This is a genomic window from Micromonospora sp. NPDC048907 (genome assembly GCF_055586885.1).
Genome location: NZ_JBVJHI010000003.1, coordinates 462289 through 486034 on the forward strand (window position 1 = coordinate 462289; position 23746 = coordinate 486034).

A 23746-nucleotide genomic window follows, 5' to 3' on the forward strand; every position below is an offset into this window, starting at 1 on the left:
CAGGGGGCTATGTCCCGCTCCGGCGCCGAAACGCCGAACTTGCCCGCTGAACGGCTCGACCCGCCTCACCAGGCCGGGCGCTGGAGCAGCCCGACGAACTCCACGAGCAGCCGCTCGCGCAGCCGGACGGGGACCGCGTCGAGCAGCGTGTTCACGGCCGCCATCCGGTCCGCCGGCCCGGCGCCGAGCCCCAGGCCGGCGGCGAGCCCGGCGATCAGGTCGGGGGTGAGCGCCTCCGGGGTGAGGCTGCCGGCGAGCGCCAGCAGCTCCGGCGGCAGCACGACCGGCCCGGCCGCCCGGGCCGCGGCGGCCGCCTCGGCCAGCGCCGGGCCGAACTCGGCCACCCGGGGGGTCACCGCCGCGGTCACGGTGAGGTGCACGCTGGCCGGCAGGCCGGCGTACGCGAGCTGCGGCTGGGTGTGCCAGCCCCGGGCGGTCAGCTCGTCCACCAGCACGAACAGGTCCAGCCCCGGGTCGTCGGCGGTGAAGCAGACCACCGTCGACTCCGGCTCGGCCACCAGCCGCAGCCCGTCGACCGCGCGGACCGCGTCGGCCAGCCCGGCGACCGCGTCCCGGGTGAGCGCGGCCAGCCGCAGGTAGCCGTCCTCGCCGAGGTGCCGCAGGGTGGCGTACGCGGCGGCGATCGGCCCACCCGACCGGGTCGAGGCGATCACCGGGTTGACCATCGTGTAGCCGGGCCAGTCGGCGTACGCGAAGAACTGCGGCGCGCGCAGCCCCGCGTCCCGGTGCAGCAGCACCGACACCCCCTTCGGGGCGTACGCGTACTTGTGCAGGTCGACCGAGATCGAGGTGACCCCGGGCACGGCGAAGTCGAACGGGGGCACCGGGGCGCCGAGCCGGCGCAGCCACGGCAGTGTCCAGCCGCCGAAGCAGGCGTCCACGTGGCAGCGCACGCCGGCCGCCGCGGCCACGGCTGCGATCTCCGCCACCGGGTCGACGACGCCGTGCGCGTACGACGGGGCGGAGGCGACGACCAGGACGGTCTCCGGCCGGATCGCGGCGGCCACGTCGGCGGCGGCCGGGCGCAGGGTCACCGGGTCGACGGGCACCGGGTCGAGGGCCACCCGCAGGTAGTGGGCCGCCTTGGCGAAGGCGGCGTGCCCGCTGACCGGCACCACGATGCGCGGCTCGGCGAGGTCGGGCCGGGCGTCCCGGGCCGCCTTGACGGCCAGGATCAGCGACTCGGTGCCGCCGCTGGTGACGCTGCCGACGACGTCCGGCGCGGACGTGCCGGGGCCGCCACCGAGCAGCCGGGCGGCCGCCGCGACCACCGCGTTCTCCATGGCCAGCAGGGACGGGAAGGCGGTCGGGTCCAGGCCGTTGACGTGGGCGCTCTCGGCGTGCGCGGCCTGCGTCAGCTCGTCCAGCCCGGCCACACCGGGGTCGTAGACGTAGGCGAACAGCCGGCCGCCGTGCGTCGGGCGGTCGGCCGCCCGCAGGGCCCGGATCTCGTCGAGCACCCGCGCCGCGGGCACCCCCTCGACGGGCAGCGCGCCCGTCCCTGCCGTGTCGGTCATGGTGCTCGGGTTGTTCCTCTCGTGACGGTCCGGGGACGGGCTCGCGTGAATCAGGCCCGTGCCTCCGGCGCGACCCCGGCGGGGGTGGGCGCGGCGGCCAGTTGGGCCGGGGTCAGGGTGTAGCCGCGCAGCAGCACCACCGGGGCGGCGACCAGCAGGGCCGGCAGGACGGTGAAGCCGAGCAGCACGCCGAGCCGGGCGGTCGCGGACTGGGCCGCCGCGACCCCGGTGGACGAGGAGACGTAGCCGGAGAGCTGGAGGACCAGGCCGTAGATGCCGGGGCCGAGGGCCAGGCCGAAGGTCTCCCCCGCGGTCCACAGCCCGGTGAACACGCCGGCCTGCCGGCGGCCCGTGCGGGCCGTGTCGTAGGCGATGCAGTCCGGCAGCATGGCCAGCGCGAAGACCTGCTGGCCGGCGTAGCCGACCCCGATCAGGGCGACCACGGCGTAGACCCCGGCGGGCGGCAGGGCGGGGGCGGCGACCAGGGCGAGCGCCCCGGCCGCGAAGATCAGCGAGGCGGCGACCAGCGCGGCGCGCTTGCCCAGCCGGGCGCCGGCCCGGGTCCACAGGGGCATGACCAGCAGCGCCGGGCCGACGAAACAGGCGAAGAGCAGGGTCGGCCCGCTGTCCGGGGCGCGGAGCACCTGGCCGGCGAAGTACTTCACCCCGGCCAGCACGGTGGCCACCCCGGCGGACTGGATCACGAAGCAGACCAGCAGCGCCCGGAACGGCCGGTTCCGGCCGGCGACCGCGAGCTGGGCGCGCAGGCTCGGCTCGCTCTCCCCCACCGTGCCGGTCGGCGCGGTCCGAGTGCCGAGGAACGCGCCGACCGTGCCGGCCACGATCAGCGCCGCCACGAACAGGCCCATCCAGCGGTGCCCGGGCACGCCGTCGCCGCCGGCGGTCACCACGGCCGGTGCCACCGCGCCGGAGACCAGGATGGCCAGCGCGAGCACCGCGATCCGCCAGCTCATCAGCCGGGTACGCTCCGCCGGGTCGTCGGTCAGCTCGGCGGGCATGGCCACGTAGGGCACCTGGAAGAACGCGAACGCGGTCGCGGTGGCCAGGAACGCCACGGCCACGTACGTGCCGGCGGCCGGGCCGGACCCGAACGGCGCCGCGAAGATCGAGGCGAAGAGCACGGCCAGCGCGAGCCCGCCGCCGAGCAGCCAGGGCCGGCGCGCGCCCCAGCGGGACCGGGTCCGGTCGGAGATCCGCCCGGCGACCGGGTTGACCAGCACGTCCCAGGCCTTCGGCAGGAGCACCAGCAGGGCGGCCACCCCGGCCGCGACGCCCAGCGTGTCGGTGAGGTACGGCAGCAGGAGCAGCCCCGGCACCGTGCCGAACGCGCCGGTGACCAGCGAGCCCAGCGCGTATCCGGCGTGCACCCGGCGTGGCAGGCTCCCGCCCGTTGCTGTCATGGAGCCGAATGCTACTCACGTTATGTCGGCGGTCACATCCCCTCGTCGGGCGACCAGGCCGCCGCCATGTCCACCCCGGAGGGGCGCAGGGGGCAGCCCTCGGCACGCAGCCGGGCCCGCGCCTCCACCTCGTGCCCCGGCGGCAGCCGGCCGGCCGAGTTCACCACCCGGTGCCACGGCACCCCGCCACCGTGCCGGGCCATGATCGAACCGACCAGCCGGGCCGAGGACCGCCCCGACCGCTCGGCGAGGGCGTCCGCCACCGCCCCGTACGACATCACCCGGCCCGGCGGGATCCGCTCGACCAGGTCCAGCACCGCCTCGACGTACTCGTCAGGTGTCACGGGCTGCCACGATATGGGAACGCGCCGGGGCGCGGCGGACCGCAGCGCGCAGAATGGTCCGGTGCGCGAAGCAGTCACCTCGGCCCGCCGGATCGTCGTCAAGATCGGCTCGTCCTCGCTGACCACCCCGGCGGGCGGCCTGGACGACGCCCGGGTCGACGCGCTTGTCGACACGCTCGGCGCGCTGGCCGCCGAGGGGCGCGAGGTCGTGCTGGTCTCCTCCGGGGCGATCGCCGCCGGCCTGGCCCCGCTCGGGCTGCCCCGGCGCCCCCGCGATCTCGCCACCCAGCAGGCCGCCGCCAGCGTCGGGCAGGGCCTGCTCATCGGCCGCTACGCGGCGGCCTTCGCCCGGCACCGGCTCACCGTCGGGCAGGTGCTGCTCACCGTCGACGACGTGACCCGGCGGGCGCACTACCGCAACGCGTACCGGACCCTGCGCAAGCTGCTCGACCTGCGGGCCGTGCCGATCGTCAACGAGAACGACACGGTCGCCACCGAGGAGATCCGGTTCGGCGACAACGACCGGCTCGCCGCGCTCGTCGCCGCCCTGGTCGACGCCGACCTGCTGGTGCTGCTGTCGGACGTGGACGCGCTCTGGACCGGCGACCCGGCCCGCGCCGGCAGCAGCCGGATCACCGAGGTGCACGGCGAGGGCGACCTGGCCGGCGTGGACATCGGCGGCGCCGGCCGGGCCGGCGTGGGCACCGGCGGCATGGTGACGAAGGTCGAGGCGGCCCGGATCGCCACCGGCTTCGGCGTCCCGGTGGTGCTCACCGCCGCACCGCTGGCCGGGCCGGCGCTGGCCGGCGACCCCGTCGGCACCTTCTTCCACCCGAGCAGCCGGCGCCCCGCCGCCCGGCTCTTCTGGCTGGCGCACGCCACCGCGCCGCGCGGCCGGCTGCACCTCGACCCGGGTGCCGTGCAGGCCGTGGTCGGGCGGCGCAAGTCCCTGCTCCCGGCCGGGATCACCGCCGTGGACGGCGCGTTCACCGCCGGGGACCCGGTGGACCTGGTCGACACCGAGGGCGCGCCGGTCGCCCGCGGGCTGGTCAACTACGACGCGGTCGAGCTGCCCGGGTTGCTCGGCCGCTCCACCTCGGAACTCGCCGCGGCGCTCGGCCCGGCGTACGAACGGGAGGTCGTCCACCGCGACGACCTCGTCCTGCTGTGAGGAGTGCTGGCATGAGCGTGGTGGAGCAGGCCCGTCGGGGCCGGGACGCGGCGGAGGCCCTGGCGGTCGCCACCCGTACGGTCAAGGACGCCGCGCTGCACGCGATGGCCGACGCGCTGGTGGCGCGTACCCCCGAGATCCTGACCGCGAACGCGGCGGACCTGGCGGCCGGGCGGGAGGCCGGGCTGAGCGCGGCCGTGCTGGACCGGCTGGCCCTCGACGAGGCCCGGGTGGCCGACATCGCCGGCGCGCTGCGGCAGATGGCCGCGCTGCCCGACCCGGTCGGCGAGGTGGTCCGCGGCGCGACCCTGCCCAACGGGCTGGAGCTGCGCCAGGTCCGGGTGCCGTTCGGGGTGGTCGGCATCATCTACGAGGGCCGCCCCAACGTGACCGTCGACGCGGCCGGGATCTGCCTGAAGTCCGGCAACGCGGCACTGCTGCGCGGCTCCTCCTCGGCGGCGCACTCCAACGCCGCCCTGGTCGCGGTGCTCCGCGACGCGGTCGCCGGGGCCGGCCTGCCGGCCGACGCGGTGCAGCTCCTCGACGCCAGCACCCGCGACTCGGTCAAGGAACTGATGCGCGCCCGGGGGCTGGTCGACGTGCTGATCCCGCGCGGCGGCGCGTCGCTCATCCGGACCGTGGTCGAGGAGTCGACCGTGCCGGTGATCGAGACCGGGGTGGGCAACTGCCACGTCTACGTGGACGCCGCCGCCGACCTGGCCAAGGCCGTGGCGCTCACCCTGAACTCCAAGACGCAGCGCCTGTCCACCTGCAACACCGCCGAGTCGCTGCTGGTGCACGCGGGTGTCGCGGACGCCTTCCTGCCGGCCGTCCTGGCCGCCTTCGCCGACGCCGGGGTGACCGTGCACGGGGACGCGCGGGTGGCCGCGTACTCGGACGCGGTGGTGCCGGCCACCGACGAGGACTTCGACACCGAATATCTCTCCGCCGACATCTCGGTCGCCGTGGTCGACTCGCTGGACGCGGCGGTCGCGCACATCCGGCGGCACGGCACCGGCCACACCGAGGCGATCGTCACCGACTCCCAGCCGGCGGCCCGCGAGTTCGTGGCCCGGGTGGACGCCGCGGCGGTCATGGTGAACGCCTCCACCCGGTTCACCGACGGGGGCGAGTTCGGCTTCGGCGCCGAGATCGGCATCTCCACCCAGAAGCTGCACGCCCGCGGCCCGATGGGGCTGCCCGAGCTGACCAGCACCAAGTACGTCGTCACAGGCGACGGCCACCTGCGCTGAGCGGGCCGGCTCAGGCGGTGGGCGCCGCCGGCTCGGGCGGTGCCGCCTCCGGTGGCGGGGCGGACGGCGGGGCCGGCTTCGGCAGGGGGACGGCGGGCGGCAGGACCCGGTCGGACAGCGGCGCCGGGCGCGGCGCGGGCACCAGCGGCGGCGCGGCCGGCTGCGGTGCGACGAACGGCGCGCCGGAGACCGGGGCCTCCGGGATGGTCGGCCGGCAGGCGCGGATCGCCCGCAGGGTGGTGTGCACGTCGAACTGGTGGCCGTCGTCGCTGTCCCAGCCGCCGTCGCTGCGCTGGGTCTCGGCGAGCCGCCGCCGGGCCGAGACGAGCAGCCACTGCTCCTCGCCCACGTCGACCCGCCGCAGCGTGGCGGCGAGCCAGGCCACGTCGGCCGGGGACATCTGCGGGATGCGCTCGGCCAGCACCGCCTGGATGCGGGCGGACTCGTAGTAGAGCTGCTGGCGGTGCAGCACGGCCGCGGCGAGCCAGCCCGCCGGGAGAAAGGACGGCCAGCTGCCGTCCGGCGCGAGCTGCGCGGCGAGCGCCTGCGCCGCGGCCTGCACCACCCCGGCGTACGCCCCGCCGACCCGGTGGTCGAGCGGCCCGGCGGCGCGGGCGTCCAGCCCGGCCACGGTGAGCCAGAACCCGGCGTTGGCGGTGAGGAAGAGCCGGGCCTCCGGGTCGCCCGGCGTGGCCCACTCGGGGGCGAACCCGGCCAGCGACGGGTCCTCGTCCCAGCCGCCGTCGGCGAGCTGGCGGGCGGCCAGCCAGTCCAGCGCGTGCCGGGCGGCGGGTCGGCCCAGCGCCCCGAGGTCGTCCAGCTCGGACAGGCGGTAGCAGGTGGCGTCGACCGACGCGACCTCGCCGTCGAGCACCGCGGGCCAGCCGCCGCCGGGCGCCTGCCCGGACTCGGCCGCGTCGAGCAGGTCGGGCGGCACCGGGGCACCGGTGCGTAGCCGGGAGAGACGGGCGCGATCCACCGCGTCGCCGTGTGCCACGACGAAGCCGATCGCCGCCTCCAGATCCACCACGCAGGTCACGCTACCGGCGCAAACGTGGTTACGCCTCGGTAGCTCGGCCAGGGGTGGCCCGGCCCACCGGCGGTACGCGAAGGGCCCTCCCGGCACACCCGGGAGGGCCCTTCGACGGGGACCTCAGTACGCCGGCAGCGCCGGGTCGATCTGCTTGATCCAGGAGAGCACGCCGCCCTGGACGTGCACGGCGTCCTTGAATCCGGCCGCCTTGAGCGCGGCGAGCGCCTCGGCGGAGCGGACACCGGACTTGCAGTGCAACACGATCTGCTTGTCCTGCGGGAGCTTCGCGAGCGCGTCACCCGAGATGATCTCGCCCTTGGGGATCAGCGTGGAGCCGGGGATCCGGACGATCTCGTACTCGGCCGGCTCGCGGACGTCCACCAGGAAGATGTCCTTGCCGGCGTCCTGCCACTCCTTCAGCTCCAGGGCGGTGATGGTCGAGTCGACCACCGCCTCCTGCGCCTCGTCGGAGACCGCGCCGCAGAAGTCCTCGTAGTCCTCCAGCAGGTCGGTGACCGTCGGGTTCTCGCCGCAGAGCACGCAGTTCGGGTCCTTGCGGACCTTGATCTTGCGGTAGCTCATCTCCAGGGCGTCGTAGACCATCAGCCGGCCGACCAGCGGCTCGCCGATGCCGGCGAGCAGCTTGATCGCCTCGTTGACCTGGATCGACCCGATGGACGCGCAGAGCACACCCAGCACGCCACCCTCGGCGCAGGACGGCACCATGCCGGGCGGCGGCGGCTCCGGGTAGAGGCAGCGGTAGCAGGGCCCGTGCTCGGCCCAGAACACCGACGCCTGGCCGTCGAACCGGTAGATCGAACCCCAGACGTACGGCTTGCCGAGCAGCACCGCCGCGTCGTTGACCATGTAGCGGGTGGCGAAGTTGTCGGTGCCGTCGACGATCAGGTCGTAGCCGGAGAAGATCTCCCGGACGTTGTCCCGGTCCAGCGCGGTGTTGTGGATCTCCACGGTGACCAGCGGGTTGATCTCGCGGATCGAGGCGGCGGCGGACTCGGCCTTGGACCGGCCCACGTCGGAGACGCCGTGGATGATCTGGCGCTGGAGGTTGGACTCGTCGACGGTGTCGAAGTCGATGATGCCGAGGGTGCCGACACCGGCGGCGGCGAGGTACATCAGGGCCGGCGAGCCGAGACCACCGGCGCCGACGCAGAGCACCCGGGCGTTCTTCAGCCGCTTCTGCCCCTCGACCCCGACGTCCGGGATGATCAGGTGGCGGGAGTAGCGACGGATCTCGTCTACGGTCAGCTCGGCGGCGGGCTCGACGAGCGGGGGCAACGACACGGTGGACTCCCCGGGATCGGCGGTGGGACCGCGCCATTGTCGCTCGACCCGGTAGGGATCGGCCATGATGAGGGCCACGTCGCCCGACATGCGGGAGCGGGAATAACTCAGACCCCGTCGGTCGGCTCGCCGGAGTAGCGAACACCGTCGACGTACGGCCAGGCGTTCGCCACGCAGCCGTCCAGCCCGTACGTCTGCTGCTGCATGACCGGGGCCGGCGCGCCGGGCCCGGGGCAGGCCTGGTGCAGCTCGCCGAACTCGTGGCCGACCTCGTGGTTCACCACGTAGGTCCGGTAGACCTCCAGCGGGGCGCCGTAGTCGGGCACCGCCTCCATCCAGCGGGCCAGGTTGATGATGACCCGGCCGGGCAGCCGGCAGGAGGTGTACCGCTCGGTGCTCAGCCCGCCCTCGGCGCACATCCGCTCGGACGTGGCCGGGGTGGCCAGGTAGATGGTGAAGTCGGCGGCGGTCGCCTCGGGCACGCGCTGCACCCGCAGCTCGCCCGAGGCGATCCAGCTGCGCGGGTCGCCGAGCACCGCGTCCACGGTGGCGGCGAACTCGTCCACGTCCTGCCCGGCGTCCTGCTCGACCTCCACCCGGTAGCGGCGCAGCGGGCCGTCCTGTCCGTGCACCGGGGAGCGGCCGTCGGCGGCCGCGAAGCTGCCGGGGCCGGCGGTGGGATAGCCGCTCGGCTCGGTCCGGGGCCCGTCGCCGATGCCGTTGGCCAGGGACGGGTCGACGGCGGGCAGCGGGTGCCGGCCGGACAGGTGCACGGGCCCGTCCGGTCCGGCCGACCGGGTGACCGCGGTCGCGCCGGCGCCCCCGAGAAGCAGCGCGACGAGGAGCAGCACGGCCCGCCGCCGGCGGCGGCGCATCCGGCGCAGGCCGGGACGGGCCGGCGGGGCCGTTCCCGGGTGGGCCGGCGGACGGTCGAAGTCGAGCCGGGGCGGGCGGGGCTCGTCAGGCGGGTCGTAAGGGGACGACGACGTCATGTCCCCAGCGTGCCATGTCAATTCGGGCAATTGGCCCTTTTTACCGCTTCCCCCACGGAATACTTCTCATCGCCACGATCAGGTCCTTCACACCGGCGGGCCGGTGTACCGCTTCCCGCCCACGTACGGCCACGGGTTCGGCCGGCAGCCGTTCAGGAAGAGGGTCTGCTGCTGCATCACCGGCGCGGCCCGGCCCTTCCCGGGGCACGCCTCGTGGTGGTGCCCCAACTGGTGACCGACCTCGTGGTTGACGACGTAGAGCCGGTAGGTGTCCAGCGGGACCTTCGCCGCGACCAGGTGCGGCGCCGAGGTCCGCCACCGGTCCAGGTTGATCACCACCTTGCCGGTGACCCGGCAGGACGTGTACGGCACCCCGCCCACCCGGATGTCGATGCCCCCGGCGCGGCAGAGGCGACCCGCCGTGTCCCGGGTGGCCAGGTAGATCGTGAAGTCCGACCGGCTGCCCGGCCCGACCCGCTGCAACCGCAGCCGGCCACTGTCGACCCAGCTCCCCGGCCCGGCCAGCGCCCGCTGCACGGCCTCACCGAAGGCGTGCGCGTCCTCCCCGGAGCCGTTCTCCACCGCCACCCGGAACCGGCGCAGCACCCCGGCCCGGCCCAGCACCCCGCCGGTCCGGTCGTCGTAGCCGAAGCTCCCCCGGCCGCGCGCGGGCACCGGACCGGGCAGCCGCAGAACCGGCGTGCTCGGCACCGGATCCGCCGACGGCGACGACGACGGCGAGGGCGGCGGCACGCTCGACGGCGGTGCGCCGGCCGGCTGGGACGCCTGGGCCGCCGCACCGGCGTTGACGAGCGCTTCGGCCCCGACCGACGGATGTTGCAGCGCGGCCCCGATACCGACCGCGGCGGCGACGAGGAAGGCGCCGACCACAACCGCGGAACGCCAGCGGCCGGCGGGCGGGGCGGTGGGCCGCGCGGCACGCGGACGGACGGAGGTGGGCATCCGGGTCAGCCTGCCATGTCGCGGCGCCGCCCGCTCTCCTCCGTTCCGGTGATCAGTGCCCTGGCCTGCGCCTCCGTCCGCTCCTCATCCGGCGGCGACCCGCCGGGTGACGCCTCGGCGAGCAGCGCCAGCACCGCCCGCGCCACGGTCCGGGGCACCTCCAGCTGGGCCACGTGCCCGACACCGTCGAGCAGCAGCAGCCGGCTGTCCGGGATCACCCGGGCGGCCTGCGGCGCCACCCGCACGTCGACCAGGCGGTCCAGCCGCCCGCCCACCACCAGCGTCGGCGCGCGCACCGCCGCCGCCAGCCGCCACAGCGACCCCGACCCCGGCAGGTACGACCGCAGGAAGCTGGAGACCAGGCCCCGGAAGGTGCGGACGTAGGCCGCGGCGTAGTGGGCCGCCTCGTAGCGGATCCGGATCTCCTCGACCGCCTCCTGCCGGCGCTGCTCGCTGATCCGGGTCAGGTCGGCGATGCACGCCTCCATCACCTGCTGGGCCATCACCTCGGGAGCGAGCTGGACCAGCCGCCGGGCGGCCAGCCGCTCGGCCCGGGGGATCGCCAGCAGCGGCAGCATCCGCCCCTGCAACGAGCGCCGGAAGTCCAGGAAGGGCAGGGCCGGCGAGATCAGGGTCAGCGTCCGGACCAGGTCCGGCCGCAGCGCCGCCACCCGGACCGAGACGGCCCCGCCGAGCGAGTTGCCGAACAGGTGCACCGGCCCCCGGTCGCTGTGCTCGATCCAGCGCACCACCCGGTCGGCGAAGGACGGCACCGTGTAGCGCCGGCCCGGCTCGCTGCGCCCGAAACCGGGCAGGTCGATCGCCTGGCCGTCGAGCCGGTCGGCGAGCAGGCCGGCCAGGTCCGTCCAGTTCTGCGACGAGCCGCCGAGGCCGTGCACGTAGAGCGCCGGCTCCGCACCGGGCGCGGTCGCCGGGGTGTCCCGCACGTACGTCACCGTGCCGTCGAGACGGACGTTCCGGCCGGGCCAGGGCGGCGGGACGTGGTGCGCGGGCAGGAGATGGTCCGGCCAGAGAGCGGCGGGCTTCATGACTCCAGTCTTCCCGGACCGGGCCGGCCCGACACCGGCTCAGGCGAGCAGCGCCTCCAGCCGGCGGTTCACCGCCGCCAGGGTGGCCCGGACCACGGCCTGCCGGGGATCCCCGGCGACCAGGGCGGAACCCGCCAATTGCTCCACCCAGCCGTCGCAGACCAGCAGCACGACGACGGTCGCCACCTCACAGTTGCCGAACGGCACCACGGCGGTGTGCTCGACGAAGCACCGCCCCCGCTCCCCCGCCGGTGCGGCCTGGCCGAGCAGTTCGTCCACCGCCGCGGCCGCGGCCACGGCGCAGAGCCGCAGCACGTAGCCGTCGACGGCCGGCCCGGTGGAGTGCCCCTCCGCCGTGTGGTCCCCCGCGATCAGGCGGACCTCCACGGTGGCGTCGAGGCCGAAGGTGCTCACCTGGACGTGGTCGATCACCACCCGGGGCCCCGGCAGGCCGCCGGTGTCCAGCGGTCGCGACGGCGCGGTCTCCGTCGTGCTCATCTGCCCGCCGGAGTACGAGGTGCCGAGCGTGGCCGGGCTGCCGGTGGGGGTGCCGGCCGGGGCGGTGGCGAGCGACGACTCCTCGACCGCGGCGCGGCCCCGGTGGCCGCCGGCCTGCCGGCGGCGGCGCGGCGGCTCGACCCCCGCGTCGGCGTCCTCGGCCGGCGTTTCGGCGAGCCGGCCGGGGCGCGCCTCGGGCGTGGCGAACCGGCCCTCCCCGGACCGGTTCTCGGCCGGCCGGTTCGGGCCGGACCGCGGACCGGCCGGGTCTGCGGACGGCCGGGACTGCGGACCGGTCAGCTCCTCCACCGGGCCGGGCCTCGGGTCGGCCACGTCCCCGGCCGGGCGGGACCGCGCGGCGGACCAGGCCGGGCCGGGCAGTTCCTCCGCCGGGCGGGACTGCGGAGCCGACCAGGTCGAGCCCGGCACGTCCTCCGCCGGGCGGGAGCGCGCGCCGGACCGCGCCGGGTCCGGCCGGTCCTCGGTCGGCCGGGGCTCGGCGGGACGGTCGGCGCGCGGCTGGGCCGACCGGCGGCGGACCGGGGGCGGCGGGGTCGACGGGGCGCCGGGCAGGTTCTGCGGGGCGGCGGCCAGCCCCATCCGCTCCTGGAGCAGCCGGGCGACCACGCGGCTCACCTCGGCCGGGTCCGCGCCGTCGGCGAGGTCCAGCCGGAGGCTGTGCGCTCCGGCCGGGGTGCGGCGCAGCGCCGCGTCCCGCACGCCGGCCACCTCGCGGACGGCGTCGAGGATGGCGTTGACGTCGAAGCCCTCCGGCCGCTCGCGCAGCGGCGCGGGTTCGTCGTCCCGGCGCAGGTGGGTGGCGATGCGGGCGAGTTCCGGGGTCTCGGCGGGTGGTTCCACGGCGGGCGGCTCCGGCACGACGGGCACATCCGGCTCGGCGGGGACGCGCTGCGGCAGCACCGGGGTGAGGTCGGCCGCCTCGGCGGCCGGCGGCGGCTCCGGGGCGGACCGGCGGGCCGCGTAGGGAGGCGCGCTGGTCGGGGTGGGTGCGGGGGCGCGGTCGACGGGGGCGGCCGCTGGGCCGGCCGGCTCGGCGGGCGGCCGCTCCGCCGCGCCCGGCAGCCGGTACGGGCGGGCCTCCCGATCCTCGGCGGCGCGGACGGGCGGGTAGCCGGTGGGCGGCGGGCCGGTGGGCGCCTCGTGGGGCACGGGCGGCGCGCTGGTCGGCGTGGTGTGCGGGGGCGCGCTGAACGGGGTCACCGGCACGGGCGGCCCGGCCCAGGTGGGCCGGTCGGGGAACTCCCGGGCGGCCGGCTCGGGCGCGGGGCGGGTCTCGGGCGTCTCGTACGGCCGGGACGGCTCCGGGCGTGGCGCCTCGTAGCTCGCGGGCGGCTCGACCCGGGCCGGCTCGTAGGGGCGGACCGGCTCCGGACGCGGCGGCTCGTAGCCGGCGGGCGGCTCGACCCGGGCGGGCTCGTAGGGCCGGACCGGCTCGGGCGCCCACTCCTCGCGAACGGCGCGGCGGCCGGCCGGCTCGTCCTCGCGGGCGGCGCGGCGGCCGGGCTCCTCCTCGCCGGCCGGGCGGCCGGTCGGCCCGTCCTCGCGCGCCCACGGCGGCGCCCAGCCCTCGCCCCAGCTCGATCGGTTCCAGGCCGGGCCGGACCAGGGCGGTTCCCCGGCCGGCCCGGTGGCCCGGTCGCCGGCCGCGGCGCGTGGCTGCTCGGCGGCCGGCCGGCGCTCCTCGGCGGCACCGGCGTCCGGGCCGGCGGGCGGGGCCGAGGTGGCCCGGTCGGCCCAGCCCCGGGAGAGCGACGGCGCCTCGGCCGAGGGCTGTTCCCGGGGGACGTGATCGGCCCGGCCGGCGGCGTGCGGCGGCTCGGTCGGGGGCTGCTCCGGCGGGAGGCGGTCGGCCCAGCCGCGGGACAGCGACGGTGCGGGTTCGGACCGGTCGGCGGTCGGGGCGTGGAAACCGGGGGGCACCTCGAAGCCGGAGGCGGCGGCGCCGACCGGCGGCACCTGGAGGGCCGGCGGCCCGGAGATCGGGCCGCTGTCCGCCCAGCGTGCGGCGCGCCCGGGCGGCTCGTCGGAGGCGTGCCGGGACGGGCCGGGATCGGCCTCGGCGGCCGGCTGCTCGACCGCGGGCGCCGGCCGCTGGGCCGGCACGATGAGCCGGTCGCCGCCGGTCTCCCGCAGCGGCTCGTCCGCGGGCGGGGCGCTCACCGGTGTCTGGCGGGCCACGGGGGGCTCCTCCCCCGCGTGGTGCACACCGTTGACGTGGCGGCCGTTGGCCCGCCCGGGCGGCTCCTCGGCGGTCAGGCCGGGCAGCGGGGCCGGGAGGTCGCCGTGCCGGGGGGACGAGGCGCCCCAGCCGGTGGTGAGGTCGGCGCGGGGCCAGCCGCCGGGCGCCGGCGCGCCCCGGGCCCAGCCGGTCGCCGGGGGCGCCCACCCGCTGCCGGCGTGGGCAAGGTCGTCCTGCTGACCCGTGCCGTCGCCGTGCTCTCCCGGGGTGGCGGCTCCGGGTTGCCCTGATTCACTCACCGCGCGCTCCTTGGTCGCCCCCGCTGAGGCTACCGTGTGGTGACAGTGGCGATAAGTTACAGCGGCGGGCCAATTCCGCGACGGGTTCACGAACCCGGACCGGTTCGGGTGATAAGTGCCGGCTCGTACACAGAAACTCGGAGGTTCCCATGACCGCTGTGGGGAACGGTGCGCAGACCGCCGGCCGGCCCACCCGCCTGCCCCGCTCGGCGCGGCGCAAGCAACTGCTCGCCGCCGCCCAGGAGGTGTTCGTCGCGCAGGGCTACCACGCCGCCGCGATGGACGACATCGCCGAGCGGGCGGGTGTCTCCAAGCCCGTGCTCTACCAGCACTTCCCGGGGAAGATGGAGCTCTACCTGGCGCTGCTGGACACGCACTGCGACGCCATCGTGGCGAAGGTGCACGACGCCATGCGCGGCACCAACGACAACAAGGAGCGGGTCGGCGCCTCGGTGCGCGCGTACTTCGACTTCGTCGACCACGAGAGCGAGGCGTTCCGGCTGGTCTTCGAGTCGGACCTGCGCAACGACCCGGCCGTGCGGCAGCGGGTGGAGCGGGTCGAGCAGGGCTGCATCGCGGCGATCACCGACACCATCATCTCGGACACCGGGGTGAGCCGGGCCCACGCCGAGCTGCTCGCCTCCGGCCTGGTCGGCGCCGCGGAGACCGCGGCCCAGTTCTGGCTGGCCGGCGGTCGCCAGGTGCCCAAGGCGGAGGCCGAGGCGCTGGTCGCGGCCCTGTCCTGGCGGGGCATCGCCAGCTTCCCGCTGCAAGGTGAGTCAGCCTGAACATCGGGCCGCCAGATCGGATAGCCTTCCCACGGTGGCTTTTTCGCCCCAGTTGAGGAGGCACAGTGGAGGTCAAGATCGGCGTGCAGTACGCGCCGCGGGAGCTGGTCCTGGAGAGCGCGCAGTCGCCGGCCGAGATCGAGCAGATCGTGACCGACGCCGTCGCCAAGGGTGAGGGCGCCCTCTCCCTGACCGACGAGAAGGGCCGGCGGGTCATCGTGCCGGTCACGAAGGTCGCCTACGTCGAGATCGCGGAGGCCTCGCCCCGCGCGGTCGGGTTCACCGTCCGCTGATACCGGTCGGCCCGCCGTCGCGGGCTGCCATCCCCGGCCGGCCCGCCGTGGCGGGAAGCCCGTCACGGCGGCGCCCGGCGTTCAGTTGTTCAGCCCCGCGGCGGTCATCCGCGCGGTGTGCGCGTCGGTCAGCCGGCGGAACAGCGCCGGCACGTCCACGCCCTCCCGGGAGATCAGCGCGGTGAGCGCCCCCCGGTCGGCGGCGGCGACCCGGCCCGCCTGGGAGAGCGCCTCGCCGACCAGCCGCCGGGCCCACATGGAGAGCCGGTTGGCCACCCGGGGTTCGGCCTCGATGGCGGCCCGGATCTCGGCGGCGGCGAACTCGGCGTACCGCGAGTCGTGCAGCACGTCGAGGATCAGCCGCCGGTCCGCTCCGTCGAGGCCGTCGGCGATCCCGCGCAGGAAGTCGTCGCTGATGGCGTCGCCCACGTACGCCTTGGTCACCGCCTCCGGCCAGTCCTTCGGCTCGGTCGAGTCGTGGTAGGCCTGCAACGCCTCGACGTAGGGGGCCATGGCCTCGTCGGGGGTCACGCCGAGCGCGGTGATCCGGTCGGCGATCCACCGGTAGTGCGCGATCTCGGCGGCGGCCATCTCGCTCAGCGCGGCCCGGCGGCGCAGGTCGGGGGCGAGGCGGGCGTCGGCGGCCAGCCGGTCGAAGGCGAGCAGTTCGCCGTAGGCGACGAGGCCGAGCAGGTCGACCAGGGCGGGGTCGGGGGCGGACACGAGCGCAGGCTATCGCCCGCACGCAAGAGAGCCCTTTCAGTGACTCAGGTCACACCGGTCACCCCCGGGCGCGCTGCCGTCACCCGGAATCAGGACGGCTCCGGGGCAGTTCAGGTAGGATGAGACAGTTGCCGTGGGCACCGATTCGGTCAGCTCAGCTGATCAGCACCGGCCCCCGGCGCGCGTGCGGCCCGGTCCGGCTCGGCGTTACCGCCGCCGACCGTGTGGCCCGCGCCATACCGTTCGCGCCCTGAGGACATGACGGGGCGCACCACGAGAGGGCACCCCCAAATCCATATGAGCGAGCAGATTCAGGGCCACGAACTGGCCCCCACCGCTCCGGTCCGTCCGGAGGCTCCCACCTTCGCCGAACTCGGCGCCCGGCAGGAGACCGTCGAGGCGCTGGCCGCCGCCGGCATCACCCGCGCCTTCGCCATCCAGGAGTACGCGCTGCCGATCGGGCTGCGCGGCGTCGACCTGATCGGCCAGGCGCCGACCGGCACCGGCAAGACCCTCGGCTTCGGCATCCCGCTGCTGGAGCGCGTCTTCGCGCCCTCCGAGGGCAGCGACGGCGTGCCGCAGGCGCTGGTCGTCGTCCCCACCCGTGAGCTGGGCCTGCAGGTCGCCAAGGACCTCGACGCCGCGGGCCGCACCCGGGGCGTCCGTGTGCTGCCGATCTACGGCGGCGTCGCGTACGAGCCGCAGATCGACGCGCTGCGCAAGGGCGTCGAGATCCTGGTCGGCACGCCCGGCCGCCTGCTGGACCTGGCCAAGCAGAAGCACCTCCGGCTGGACCGGGTGCACGCGCTGGTGCTCGACGAGGCCGACCGGATGCTCGACCTGGGCTTCCTGGACGACGTCGAGAAGATCCTGGCGATGCTGCCGGAGGACCGGCAGACCATGCTCTTCTCGGCCACCATGCCGGACCCGATCGTCGCGCTGTCCCGGCGCTTCCTGCGCCGGCCGGTGACGATCCACGCCGGGCACACCGCCGAGACCGGCCCGTCGCCGCAGACCCAGCAGCTGGTCTACCGCACCCACTCGATGAACAAGGTCGAGATCGTGGCGCGCATCCTCCAGGCGGAGGGCCGCGGGCTGACCATGATCTTCACCCGCACGAAGCGGGCCGCCGACCGGGTGGCCGAGGACCTCGACTTCCGCGGTTTCGCGGTCGCCGCCGTCCACGGTGACCTGGGTCAGGGCGCGCGGGAGCGGGCGCTGCGGGCGTTCCGGGCCGGCAAGATCGACATTCTGGTCGCCACCGACGTGGCGGCGCGCGGGCTGGACGTCACCGGCGTCACCCACGTCATCAACTACGACTGCCCCGAGGACCAGGACACCTACACCCACCGGATCGGCCGCACCGGCCGGGCCGGGGCGTCCGGTGTCGCGGTGACCTTCGTCGACTGGGACGACATGCCCCGCTGGCGGATCATCGACAAGACCCTCGGGCTCGACATGCCCGAGCCGCCGGAGACCTACCACACCTCCGCGCACCTCTACACCGACCTGGACATCTCCCGGGACGTCAGCGGCACGCTGCCGACCGCCGAGCGCACCCGCGCCGGCCTGTCGGCCGAGGCCGAGGAGGACCTGGGCGGTGGCCGGTCGCGGCGCGGCGAGCGCGGCTCGCGGCGCGGCGACGGTCGGGGCGAGAGCCGGGGCGAGGGCCGGAGCCGGGAGCGCCGCCGGGGTCGCGGCGACGACAGCGACGCCCCCGCCGAGGCCGCGCCCGCCGAGGCGTCCGCCGAGGAGGGCACCCGCAGCCCGCGGCGCCGTCGGCGCCGCCGGGCCGGCGAGACGGTCGCCGGCGAGCCCACCGCGGTGATCTCCGCCGAGGGTGGCGCCGAGCCGGCCGCCGCGGCCGCCGAGGGCGAGTCGGCTGCCAAGCCGCGCCGCCGCCGGCGCCGCCGTGGTGGCAGCGGCGGTGGCACCGGTACGCCGGCCGAGGCGACCGCCGACTGACCCGCGCTAGACCCTGACATCCCCCCGCACCGGCCTCCGGCGCGGGGGGATGGTCACCTGTAGCCACCGCCCTTCGCTCCGCCGCCGCCGGCGCGACCCGGCCGGTCGTCTGGTGTCGCCTCCCGGGCGGCAGAGCGGGAGCGCCGCCCGAGCCGGGAGGAGACCCTCCTCCGCTGCCGGGCGGGCGGCGGGACCACGCACGGCCGGCCGGCCCGGGAGGCGGCGGCCGAGAGAAGGAAGAGGACGCCATGCCGGAACCGCTGGACGCCGCGCTGAGCGAGGTGCGGGCGCTGCTGCTCGACCCCGCCCTGACCCGGGCCGTCGCCGCCGGGCGTCGCCGTGGCCAGCGCCCCTCGGTGGTCCGCGCCGAGCTGCGTCCGGTCACCCTCAAGGGTGGCCCGCGGCTCCAGATCTCGACCTCCGACGGCGCCCGGCCGTACACCCGGAACGTGGCACCGGGCGCGGAGGCCGGCGTGGCGGTCGACGCGCTGCTGGCCGAACCCTTCGGCAACTGGCACGTGGAGACCGCCGACAGCACGCTCCAGCTCCGGGTGACCAAGTCGGGCGAGGCGCAGGTGCACCGGGCGGCGGCGAGCCGGCCGGCGCCGGAGCCGGGCGGCCACGACCGGGCCAAGGACTGGCTGCTCGACCCGGGCGACCCGATCTTCGCCGAGATCGGCGGCTCGGCGGCCAAGCGCCGGCAGGTGGACGCGTTCCTCCGGGCACTCGCCGCCACCCTGCCGGACGACCTCACCGGGCCGCTGCGCGTGGTCGACCTGGGCTGCGGCAACGCCTACCTGACCTTCGCGGCGCACCGCTACCTGACCCAGCGAGGGCTGGACGTGACGCTGGTCGGGGTGGACGTCCGCGAGGACCAGCGCCGGCGCAACACCGAGCTGGCCGAGCGGCTGGGCTGGGCCGACCGGGTGAGCTTCGTGGCCGGCACGATCGCCGACGCACAGGTCGAACCGGCCCCGGACCTGGTGCTCGCGCTGCACGCCTGCGACACGGCGACCGACGAGGCGCTGGCCCGCGCGCTGCACTGGGGCGCGCGCTGGGTGCTCGCCGCGCCGTGCTGCCACCACGACGTGGCCGCCCAGCTCCGGGCCCGCCCCGCGCCGGCGCCGTACGAGCTGCTCACCCGGCAGGGCATCCTGCGGGAGCGGTTCGCCGACGTGCTCACCGACGCGCTGCGCGCCGGCCTGCTCCGGCTGCACGGCTACCGCGCCGAGGTGGTGGAGTTCGTCGACTCCCGGCACACCCCGCGCAACCTGCTGATCCGGGCGCGGCGCACCGGCAGCGCGCCGACCGACGACCAGCGCGCCGAATATCGCCAGCTCGTCGACCAGTGGGGTGTGACGCCCCGGCTGGAGACGCTGCTCGCCGACCGCCGCTAGCGGCGGCGGTCACCCCGGTTGCGCTCGCCCCGCTCGAACGCGGGCACCCGGTCGCCGGGCCCGCGGTTGCCGGACCGGTCGGCCTCGGGGGACCCGGTCGGGAACGGCACCACCTTCCCCGACTCGTCGGCGTTGCCGGCGGCGGCGAACGCGTTCCACGAGATGTCGACCAGCAGCCGCTTCAGTTCGGCGTGCCGGACGGCGGCGCTGTGCTGGAGCGCCATCCGCGCGCCCAGCACCACGCCGGCAAGCGTCGTGCTGATCGCTCCGGTGGCGGCGATGAGGTGCACGCCGGTCGCCGGGCCACCGCGCACCGCCAGCACCAGCAGCCAGATCCAGAAGCCGAGAGCGAACACGCCGGCCTTGGCCACGAAGAAGAGGCTGATCGCGCCCGGGCGGTGGGGCACGGGACGGTCCGGCTCGGCCATGCTGCTCCTCGTCGTCGGTCATTCGCTGCTCAACGGGTCCGTCGAGTTTAGTTGACGGCTCACAACTGTCTATGCCCGTGGCGGTCCCGCCCACGGGACCTTCCGACCGATCAGTCAGTTACTTATCCGTCCGGGCGTACTAGGCTCGGTGCCCATAGTCGGGTGCTCCGGCGGAAAGGGACTGACCCCGGGGATGGGCTCCGCAGAGGTTTCGCCGCAGATGGCCTTCGCGCGGTTCGTGCGACGCGCCATCGATGACGCCCGCGAGGAACGCGGCTGGACGGTGACCGATCTCGCCACGCACACGGGCGTGGGGCGGTCGACGGTGTTCCGCTGGCTGGCCGGCGACTGGCAGGACTACCCCGAACTGGCCAAGGTGCGCGGCTTCTGCGCCGCCCTCGACCTGCCGGTGGCGGCCGCGTTCCGCGCGCTGGGGCTGCCCGACGCCGGCGCCGCCCCGCGCCGCCGGGGTGCCGAGGACGGCCCGGTGGAGGCCGACGTCCGGGTGATCCTGGAACGGCTGGCCGACCCGAACGTCCCCGCCGAGGAGAAGCACCACATCCGCGACCTGCTCCGCTACCTGGCCCGCCGCCCGGTCCGCCGGGCGGGCTGACCGCTCAGGCCACCGTCACGGTGAACGCGGCCGTGCGCACCACGCCGCCGACCTGGAAGTCGAGGAACATCCGGTAGCGGCCCGGCCCGGGCGCGGTCAGCCAGAAGGTCACCGCGTCGCCGTCCCGCACCGGCTCGGGGTGCACGTGCAGGTAGCCGAGGTCGCCCTCGCGGAGCGCGACCAGGTGGCCGTACGCGCCCAGGTAGGGCTGTAGCGGCGCGGCCGCGCCGCCGGACCCGGTGACCCGGAACCGCAGCGGCACCGACTGCCCCACGGCCGGTGTGCCCGCGTAGCCGACCGTGAACCCGTCGACCGTGGCCGAGGCGGTCGGGGCGGGCAGCGGCCGGGGCGCGTACCCGCCGGGCGCGACCAGGTCGGCGCCGAGGATCACGGCGGTCTGCCGGCCGTCGTCGGCGACCGCGGTGAAGTCCGCGTACGCCCGCCAGGCGCCCGGCTCGGCCAGCGTCAGCGGCACCGACCAGGTGCCGTCGGCGGCCATCGTCGGGTGCAGGTGCTGGAAGCCGGTGAGGTCGCGGCGCACCACGATGAGGTGCATCGGCTTGTCGTGCACGACGGCGAACCGGGTGACCGCCCGCCGCCGCTCGTCCCTGATCTGGAACCGCAGCTCACCCGCCCGGCCGGGGGTGAACGCCACGCTCGACGGGGCGAGCGTGTAGCCGGCCGAGCTGATCGACAGTCCGGCCGCTTCGGCGTCGCCGCCCTGGGTGACGGTGGCGCCGCCGTGCGAGTGCGCCCCGGTGCCGGGGGCGTGGCTGTGCTCCGCGGCCACCGCCGCCGCCCCGGTGCGGGCCGGGTTCGGCGGCGGGTTGAGCCGGCCGAGGCCGAAGCCGAGCAGCACGGCGAGCACCAGCCCGCCCACCACGAGGGCGAGCCGCAGCGTCGACCGGTCCACCTCGACGGGCCCGCCGCCCGCGGGCGCACCGGTGACCGGCCCGTCGTCGGTGACCGGCGCGTCGGTGAACGACGCGTCGGGGCCGGCGAGGGGCGGTGACTCAGGCAACGCCGGAGGCCAGCTCGTAGCCCGCCTCGTCGACGGCGGCGCGGACGGAGTCGACGGGCAGCGGGGCGGCGCTGGTGACCGTGGCCGTGCCCGCGGTGAGGTCGATCCGGACCTCCTCGACGCCCGGCAGCGCGGACAGTTCCTCGGTGACCGCTCGGACGCAGTGTTCGCAGGTCATCCCGGTGACGGTGTACGTCTGGACGACGGGTCGCTGCTCGGTCATGCGCCCACGGTACCGCCGCCGGGGCCCGAGCCCACCGGTGGTCCGCCGACGGTGGCGACGCTCGCATTCCCGGACCGGCCGGAACTATCCGGACCGGGGGAGCGACGGTTCAGCCGGCCACCGCGAGGGCCAGCGGCAGCACGTCGGGCGCGCCGGCCCGGCGCAGGAGGCGGGCCACCATGCTCATCGTCCAGCCCGAGTCGACCAGGTCGTCGACGAGCAGCACCGGCCCATCCAGCCCGGTCAGCGCGTCGGCCAGGTCGGCGGGCACCGCGAAGGCGTCGTGCAGCGCGCGTACCCGCTGGGCGCTGTTGCCGCGCGGCCCTCCCGGCCCGGACGGGCCGGTGGGAACGACCCGGCCGAGCAGCGGCAGCCGGCCCACCGCGGCGATCCGCTCGGCGAGCGAGCCGACCAGCAGCGGCCGGGTGCGGGAGCCGACCGCGACCACCCCGACGGGGCGGCGCGGCCACGGGTCGTCGCCGTGCGCCCACGCCTTCAGCACCTCGACCACCGCGGCCGCCACGTCGTCGGGGACCGGGCCGTCCGCCGCGTCCGGCCCGACCAGACCGCGCAGCCGCCCGCCCCAGCCCAGGTCGGACAGGCGTCCCACGGCCCGCCCGGACAGCGCCTGCTCCGCCGGGGCGATGCGCCCCTTCAGGGGTACACCGACCGCCTCCAGCCCGGTGGGCCAGAGCTTCTTCGGCGCGATCTCCACGCCGGGGCGGCCGAGGAAGGTCTGCGCGGCGGTGAGTGCGGCGTCGGACACGTCCGTGCCGAACAGCGGGGCGGCGCAGTTGTCGCACCGGCCGCAGTCCCCCGCCCCCGCGTCGTCCAGGCACTCCCGCAGGTAGCGCATCCGGCAGCCGGGCGTGGCCGCGTACTCGCGCATGGCCTGCTGCTCGGCGGTGCGCGCCTCGGCGACGCGGCGCAACCGGGCCTCGTCGTAGACCCAGGGCTCGCCGGTGGCGAGCCAGCCGCCGCGCACCCGGCGGACCGCGCCGTCGACGTCGAGCACCTTGAGCATCAGCTCCAGCCGGGCCCGGCGCAGGTCGACCACCGGTTCGAGGGCCTGGGTGGAGATCGGCCGGTCGGTGTCCAGGGCGGCGAGCACGGCCCGGACCTGCTCCTCGGGCGGGAAGGCCAGCGAGGCGAAGTACCGCCAGATGGCCGCGTCCTCGACGCCGGGCAGCAGCAGCACCTCGGCGTGCTCGACGGCCCGGCCGGCCCGGCCGACCTGCTGGTAGTAGGCGATCGGCGAGGGCGGCGCGCCCAGGTGCACCACGAAGCCGAGGTCCGGCTTGTCGAAGCCCATGCCGAGCGCGCTGGTGGCCACCAGCGCCTTGATCTTGTTGTCCAGCAGGTCCTGCTCGGCGGCCCGCCGGTCGGCGTCCTCGGCCTGACCCGTGTAGGCGGCCACCGACCAGCCCCGGGCGCGGAGGAACTCGGCGGTCTCGCCGGCCGCCGCCACGGTGAGCGTGTAGATGATCCCCGAGCCGGGCAGGCGGTCCAGGTGGTCGGCGAGCCAGGCCAGCCGGTGCGCCGGGCTCGGCAGGTCCAGTACGCCCAACCGCAGCGACTCCCGGTCGAGGGTGCCGCGCAGCACCAGGGCGTCGCCGAGCTGCTCCGCGACGTCCTGGGTGACCCGGGCGTTGGCGGTGGCCGTGGTGGCGAGCACCGGGGTCCGCTCGGGCAGGTTGGCGAGGAAGGTGCGCAGCCGGCGGTAGTCGGGGCGGAAGTCGTGCCCCCAGTCGGAGACGCAGTGCGCCTCGTCCACCACGAGCAGGCCGGTGGTGGCCGCGAGCTTCGGCAGCACGCCGTCCCGGAAGTCCGGGTTGTTGAGGCGTTCCGGGCTGATGAGCAGCACGTCCACGGCCCCGGCGTGGATCTCGGCGGTGATCTCATCCCACTCGTCGAGGTTGGCCGAGTTGATGGTGCGGGCCCGGATGCCGGCGCGCGCCGCCGACTCGACCTGGTTGCGCATGAGCGCCAGCAGCGGCGAGACGATCACCGTGGGGCCGTGCTCGCCGCCCTCGCGCAGCAGCGCGGTGGCCACGAAGTATACGGCCGACTTGCCCCAGCCGGTGCGCTGCACGCAGAGCACCCGGCGCCGGTCCACCACCAGCGCCTCGATGGCCCGCCACTGGTCCTCGCGGAGCCGGGCGTGCTCACCCGCCAGCCGCCGCAGCACCGCCTCGGCGCGTTCCCGGATGGCCGTCCGATCCTGACCCATCC

20 protein-coding genes and 1 pseudogene are annotated in these 23746 nt (G+C 76.2%); 7 read left to right on the plus strand and 14 right to left on the minus strand.

Translation table 11 applies throughout. The annotated features are described in order from the left end of the window. Positions 1 to 65: 65 nt before the first annotated feature. From ACZ6PY_RS11695 to ACZ6PY_RS11705, 3 genes are read right to left on the minus strand one after another with little or no spacing between them, the layout of a single operon-like run. On the minus strand, positions 66 to 1538 hold the full coding sequence (locus ACZ6PY_RS11695) for a pyridoxal phosphate-dependent decarboxylase family protein (protein WP_466071376.1): 1473 nt from the start codon (positions 1536 to 1538) through the stop codon (positions 66 to 68). Between the two features lie 50 nt (positions 1539 to 1588). Beyond that, positions 1589 to 2959, minus strand: coding sequence for an MFS transporter (locus ACZ6PY_RS11700; RefSeq protein ID WP_466071377.1), 1371 nt, complete (start codon positions 2957 to 2959; stop codon positions 1589 to 1591). Between the two features lie 32 nt (positions 2960 to 2991). Beyond that, positions 2992 to 3303, minus strand: coding sequence for an MGMT family protein (locus ACZ6PY_RS11705; RefSeq protein ID WP_466071379.1), 312 nt, complete (start codon positions 3301 to 3303; stop codon positions 2992 to 2994). A gap of 13 nt (positions 3304 to 3316) precedes the next feature. On the opposite strand from ACZ6PY_RS11705, the gene proB reads away from it, so the two are divergent. Together proB and ACZ6PY_RS11715 are read left to right on the plus strand one after the other, a co-directional pair. Next, positions 3317 to 4474, plus strand: a complete 1158-nt coding sequence (proB, locus tag ACZ6PY_RS11710) for a glutamate 5-kinase (RefSeq protein WP_466071381.1) — start codon at positions 3317 to 3319, stop codon at positions 4472 to 4474. An 11-nt stretch (positions 4475 to 4485) separates the two neighbouring features. Then, positions 4486 to 5727 carry a glutamate-5-semialdehyde dehydrogenase gene (locus ACZ6PY_RS11715; protein ID WP_466071383.1) on the plus strand — a complete coding sequence of 414 codons (1242 nt, stop codon included), beginning with the start codon at positions 4486 to 4488 and terminating at the stop codon, positions 5725 to 5727. A 211-nt stretch (positions 5728 to 5938) separates the two neighbouring features. Here ACZ6PY_RS11715 and ACZ6PY_RS11720 read toward each other — a convergent pair. The 6 genes and pseudogenes from ACZ6PY_RS11720 to ACZ6PY_RS11745 form a co-directional block, all read right to left on the minus strand. After that, positions 5939 to 6808: pseudogene (locus ACZ6PY_RS11720) on the minus strand (prenyltransferase/squalene oxidase repeat-containing protein); the annotation flags it as partial. Between the two features lie 72 nt (positions 6809 to 6880). Further along, positions 6881 to 8128 carry an adenylyltransferase/sulfurtransferase MoeZ gene (gene moeZ / locus ACZ6PY_RS11725; RefSeq protein ID WP_466072066.1) on the minus strand — a complete coding sequence of 416 codons (1248 nt, stop codon included), beginning with the start codon at positions 8126 to 8128 and terminating at the stop codon, positions 6881 to 6883. A gap of 41 nt (positions 8129 to 8169) precedes the next feature. Then, positions 8170 to 9054, minus strand: coding sequence for a DUF3152 domain-containing protein (locus ACZ6PY_RS11730; RefSeq protein ID WP_466071384.1), 885 nt, complete (start codon positions 9052 to 9054; stop codon positions 8170 to 8172). Between the two features lie 87 nt (positions 9055 to 9141). Then, positions 9142 to 10017 (minus strand): DUF3152 domain-containing protein, encoded by an 876-nt coding sequence (locus ACZ6PY_RS11735; protein ID WP_466071386.1) that lies wholly within the window; start codon positions 10015 to 10017, stop codon positions 9142 to 9144. Between the two features lie 5 nt (positions 10018 to 10022). After that, positions 10023 to 11066, minus strand: coding sequence for an alpha/beta fold hydrolase (locus ACZ6PY_RS11740; RefSeq protein ID WP_466071388.1), 1044 nt, complete (start codon positions 11064 to 11066; stop codon positions 10023 to 10025). A gap of 39 nt (positions 11067 to 11105) precedes the next feature. After that, entirely contained in the window at positions 11106 to 14063 is a 2958-nt protein-coding gene (locus ACZ6PY_RS11745; RefSeq protein ID WP_466071390.1) for a hypothetical protein, read from the minus strand. A gap of 149 nt (positions 14064 to 14212) precedes the next feature. Between ACZ6PY_RS11745 and ACZ6PY_RS11750 the strand changes: the two genes are divergently transcribed. Together ACZ6PY_RS11750 and ACZ6PY_RS11755 are read left to right on the plus strand one after the other, a co-directional pair. Next, positions 14213 to 14851, plus strand: a complete 639-nt coding sequence (locus tag ACZ6PY_RS11750; RefSeq protein WP_074472473.1) for a TetR/AcrR family transcriptional regulator — start codon at positions 14213 to 14215, stop codon at positions 14849 to 14851. 65 nt (positions 14852 to 14916) lie between these two features. Further along, positions 14917 to 15144: a DUF3107 domain-containing protein gene (locus ACZ6PY_RS11755; RefSeq protein WP_107079692.1), complete on the plus strand. Its 228-nt coding sequence runs from the start codon at positions 14917 to 14919 to the stop codon at positions 15142 to 15144. Positions 15145 to 15225: 81 nt separating this feature from the next. Here the strand turns inward: ACZ6PY_RS11755 and ACZ6PY_RS11760 are convergent, their stop codons facing one another. Further along, positions 15226 to 15867, minus strand: coding sequence for a ferritin-like fold-containing protein (locus ACZ6PY_RS11760; RefSeq protein ID WP_466071392.1), 642 nt, complete (start codon positions 15865 to 15867; stop codon positions 15226 to 15228). A 297-nt stretch (positions 15868 to 16164) separates the two neighbouring features. Here ACZ6PY_RS11760 and ACZ6PY_RS11765 point away from each other — a divergent pair, with 297 nt between their 5' ends. Next, positions 16165 to 17832, plus strand: a complete 1668-nt coding sequence (locus ACZ6PY_RS11765; protein ID WP_466071394.1) for a DEAD/DEAH box helicase — start codon at positions 16165 to 16167, stop codon at positions 17830 to 17832. Between the two features lie 248 nt (positions 17833 to 18080). After that, the gene (locus ACZ6PY_RS11770; RefSeq protein ID WP_466071395.1) at positions 18081 to 19229 is read left to right on the plus strand and encodes a class I SAM-dependent methyltransferase; all 1149 of its coding nucleotides are present in this window, start codon (positions 18081 to 18083) and stop codon (positions 19227 to 19229) included. On the opposite strand, the gene ACZ6PY_RS11775 is transcribed toward ACZ6PY_RS11770, so the two are convergent. Next, positions 19226 to 19657 carry a hypothetical protein gene (locus ACZ6PY_RS11775; protein WP_466071397.1) on the minus strand — a complete coding sequence of 144 codons (432 nt, stop codon included), beginning with the start codon at positions 19655 to 19657 and terminating at the stop codon, positions 19226 to 19228. The genes ACZ6PY_RS11770 and ACZ6PY_RS11775 overlap by 4 nt on opposite strands. Positions 19658 to 19850: 193 nt before the next feature. On the opposite strand from ACZ6PY_RS11775, the gene ACZ6PY_RS11780 reads away from it, so the two are divergent. Then, positions 19851 to 20270, plus strand: a complete 420-nt coding sequence (locus tag ACZ6PY_RS11780) for a helix-turn-helix domain-containing protein (protein ID WP_262282988.1) — start codon at positions 19851 to 19853, stop codon at positions 20268 to 20270. A gap of 4 nt (positions 20271 to 20274) precedes the next feature. Here ACZ6PY_RS11780 and ACZ6PY_RS11785 read toward each other — a convergent pair whose 3' ends face one another. The 3 genes from ACZ6PY_RS11785 to ACZ6PY_RS11795 form a co-directional block, all read right to left on the minus strand. Beyond that, positions 20275 to 21291 (minus strand): hypothetical protein, encoded by a 1017-nt coding sequence (locus ACZ6PY_RS11785; protein ID WP_466071399.1) that lies wholly within the window; start codon positions 21289 to 21291, stop codon positions 20275 to 20277. Continuing rightward, entirely contained in the window at positions 21284 to 21514 is a 231-nt protein-coding gene (locus tag ACZ6PY_RS11790) for a heavy-metal-associated domain-containing protein (RefSeq protein WP_466071400.1), read from the minus strand. Before ACZ6PY_RS11790 ends, ACZ6PY_RS11785 begins: the two co-directional genes overlap by 8 nt. 109 nt (positions 21515 to 21623) lie before the next feature. Next, positions 21624 to 23744: a RecQ family ATP-dependent DNA helicase gene (locus ACZ6PY_RS11795; RefSeq protein WP_466071402.1), complete on the minus strand. Its 2121-nt coding sequence runs from the start codon at positions 23742 to 23744 to the stop codon at positions 21624 to 21626. Positions 23745 to 23746: the final 2 nt, after the last annotated feature.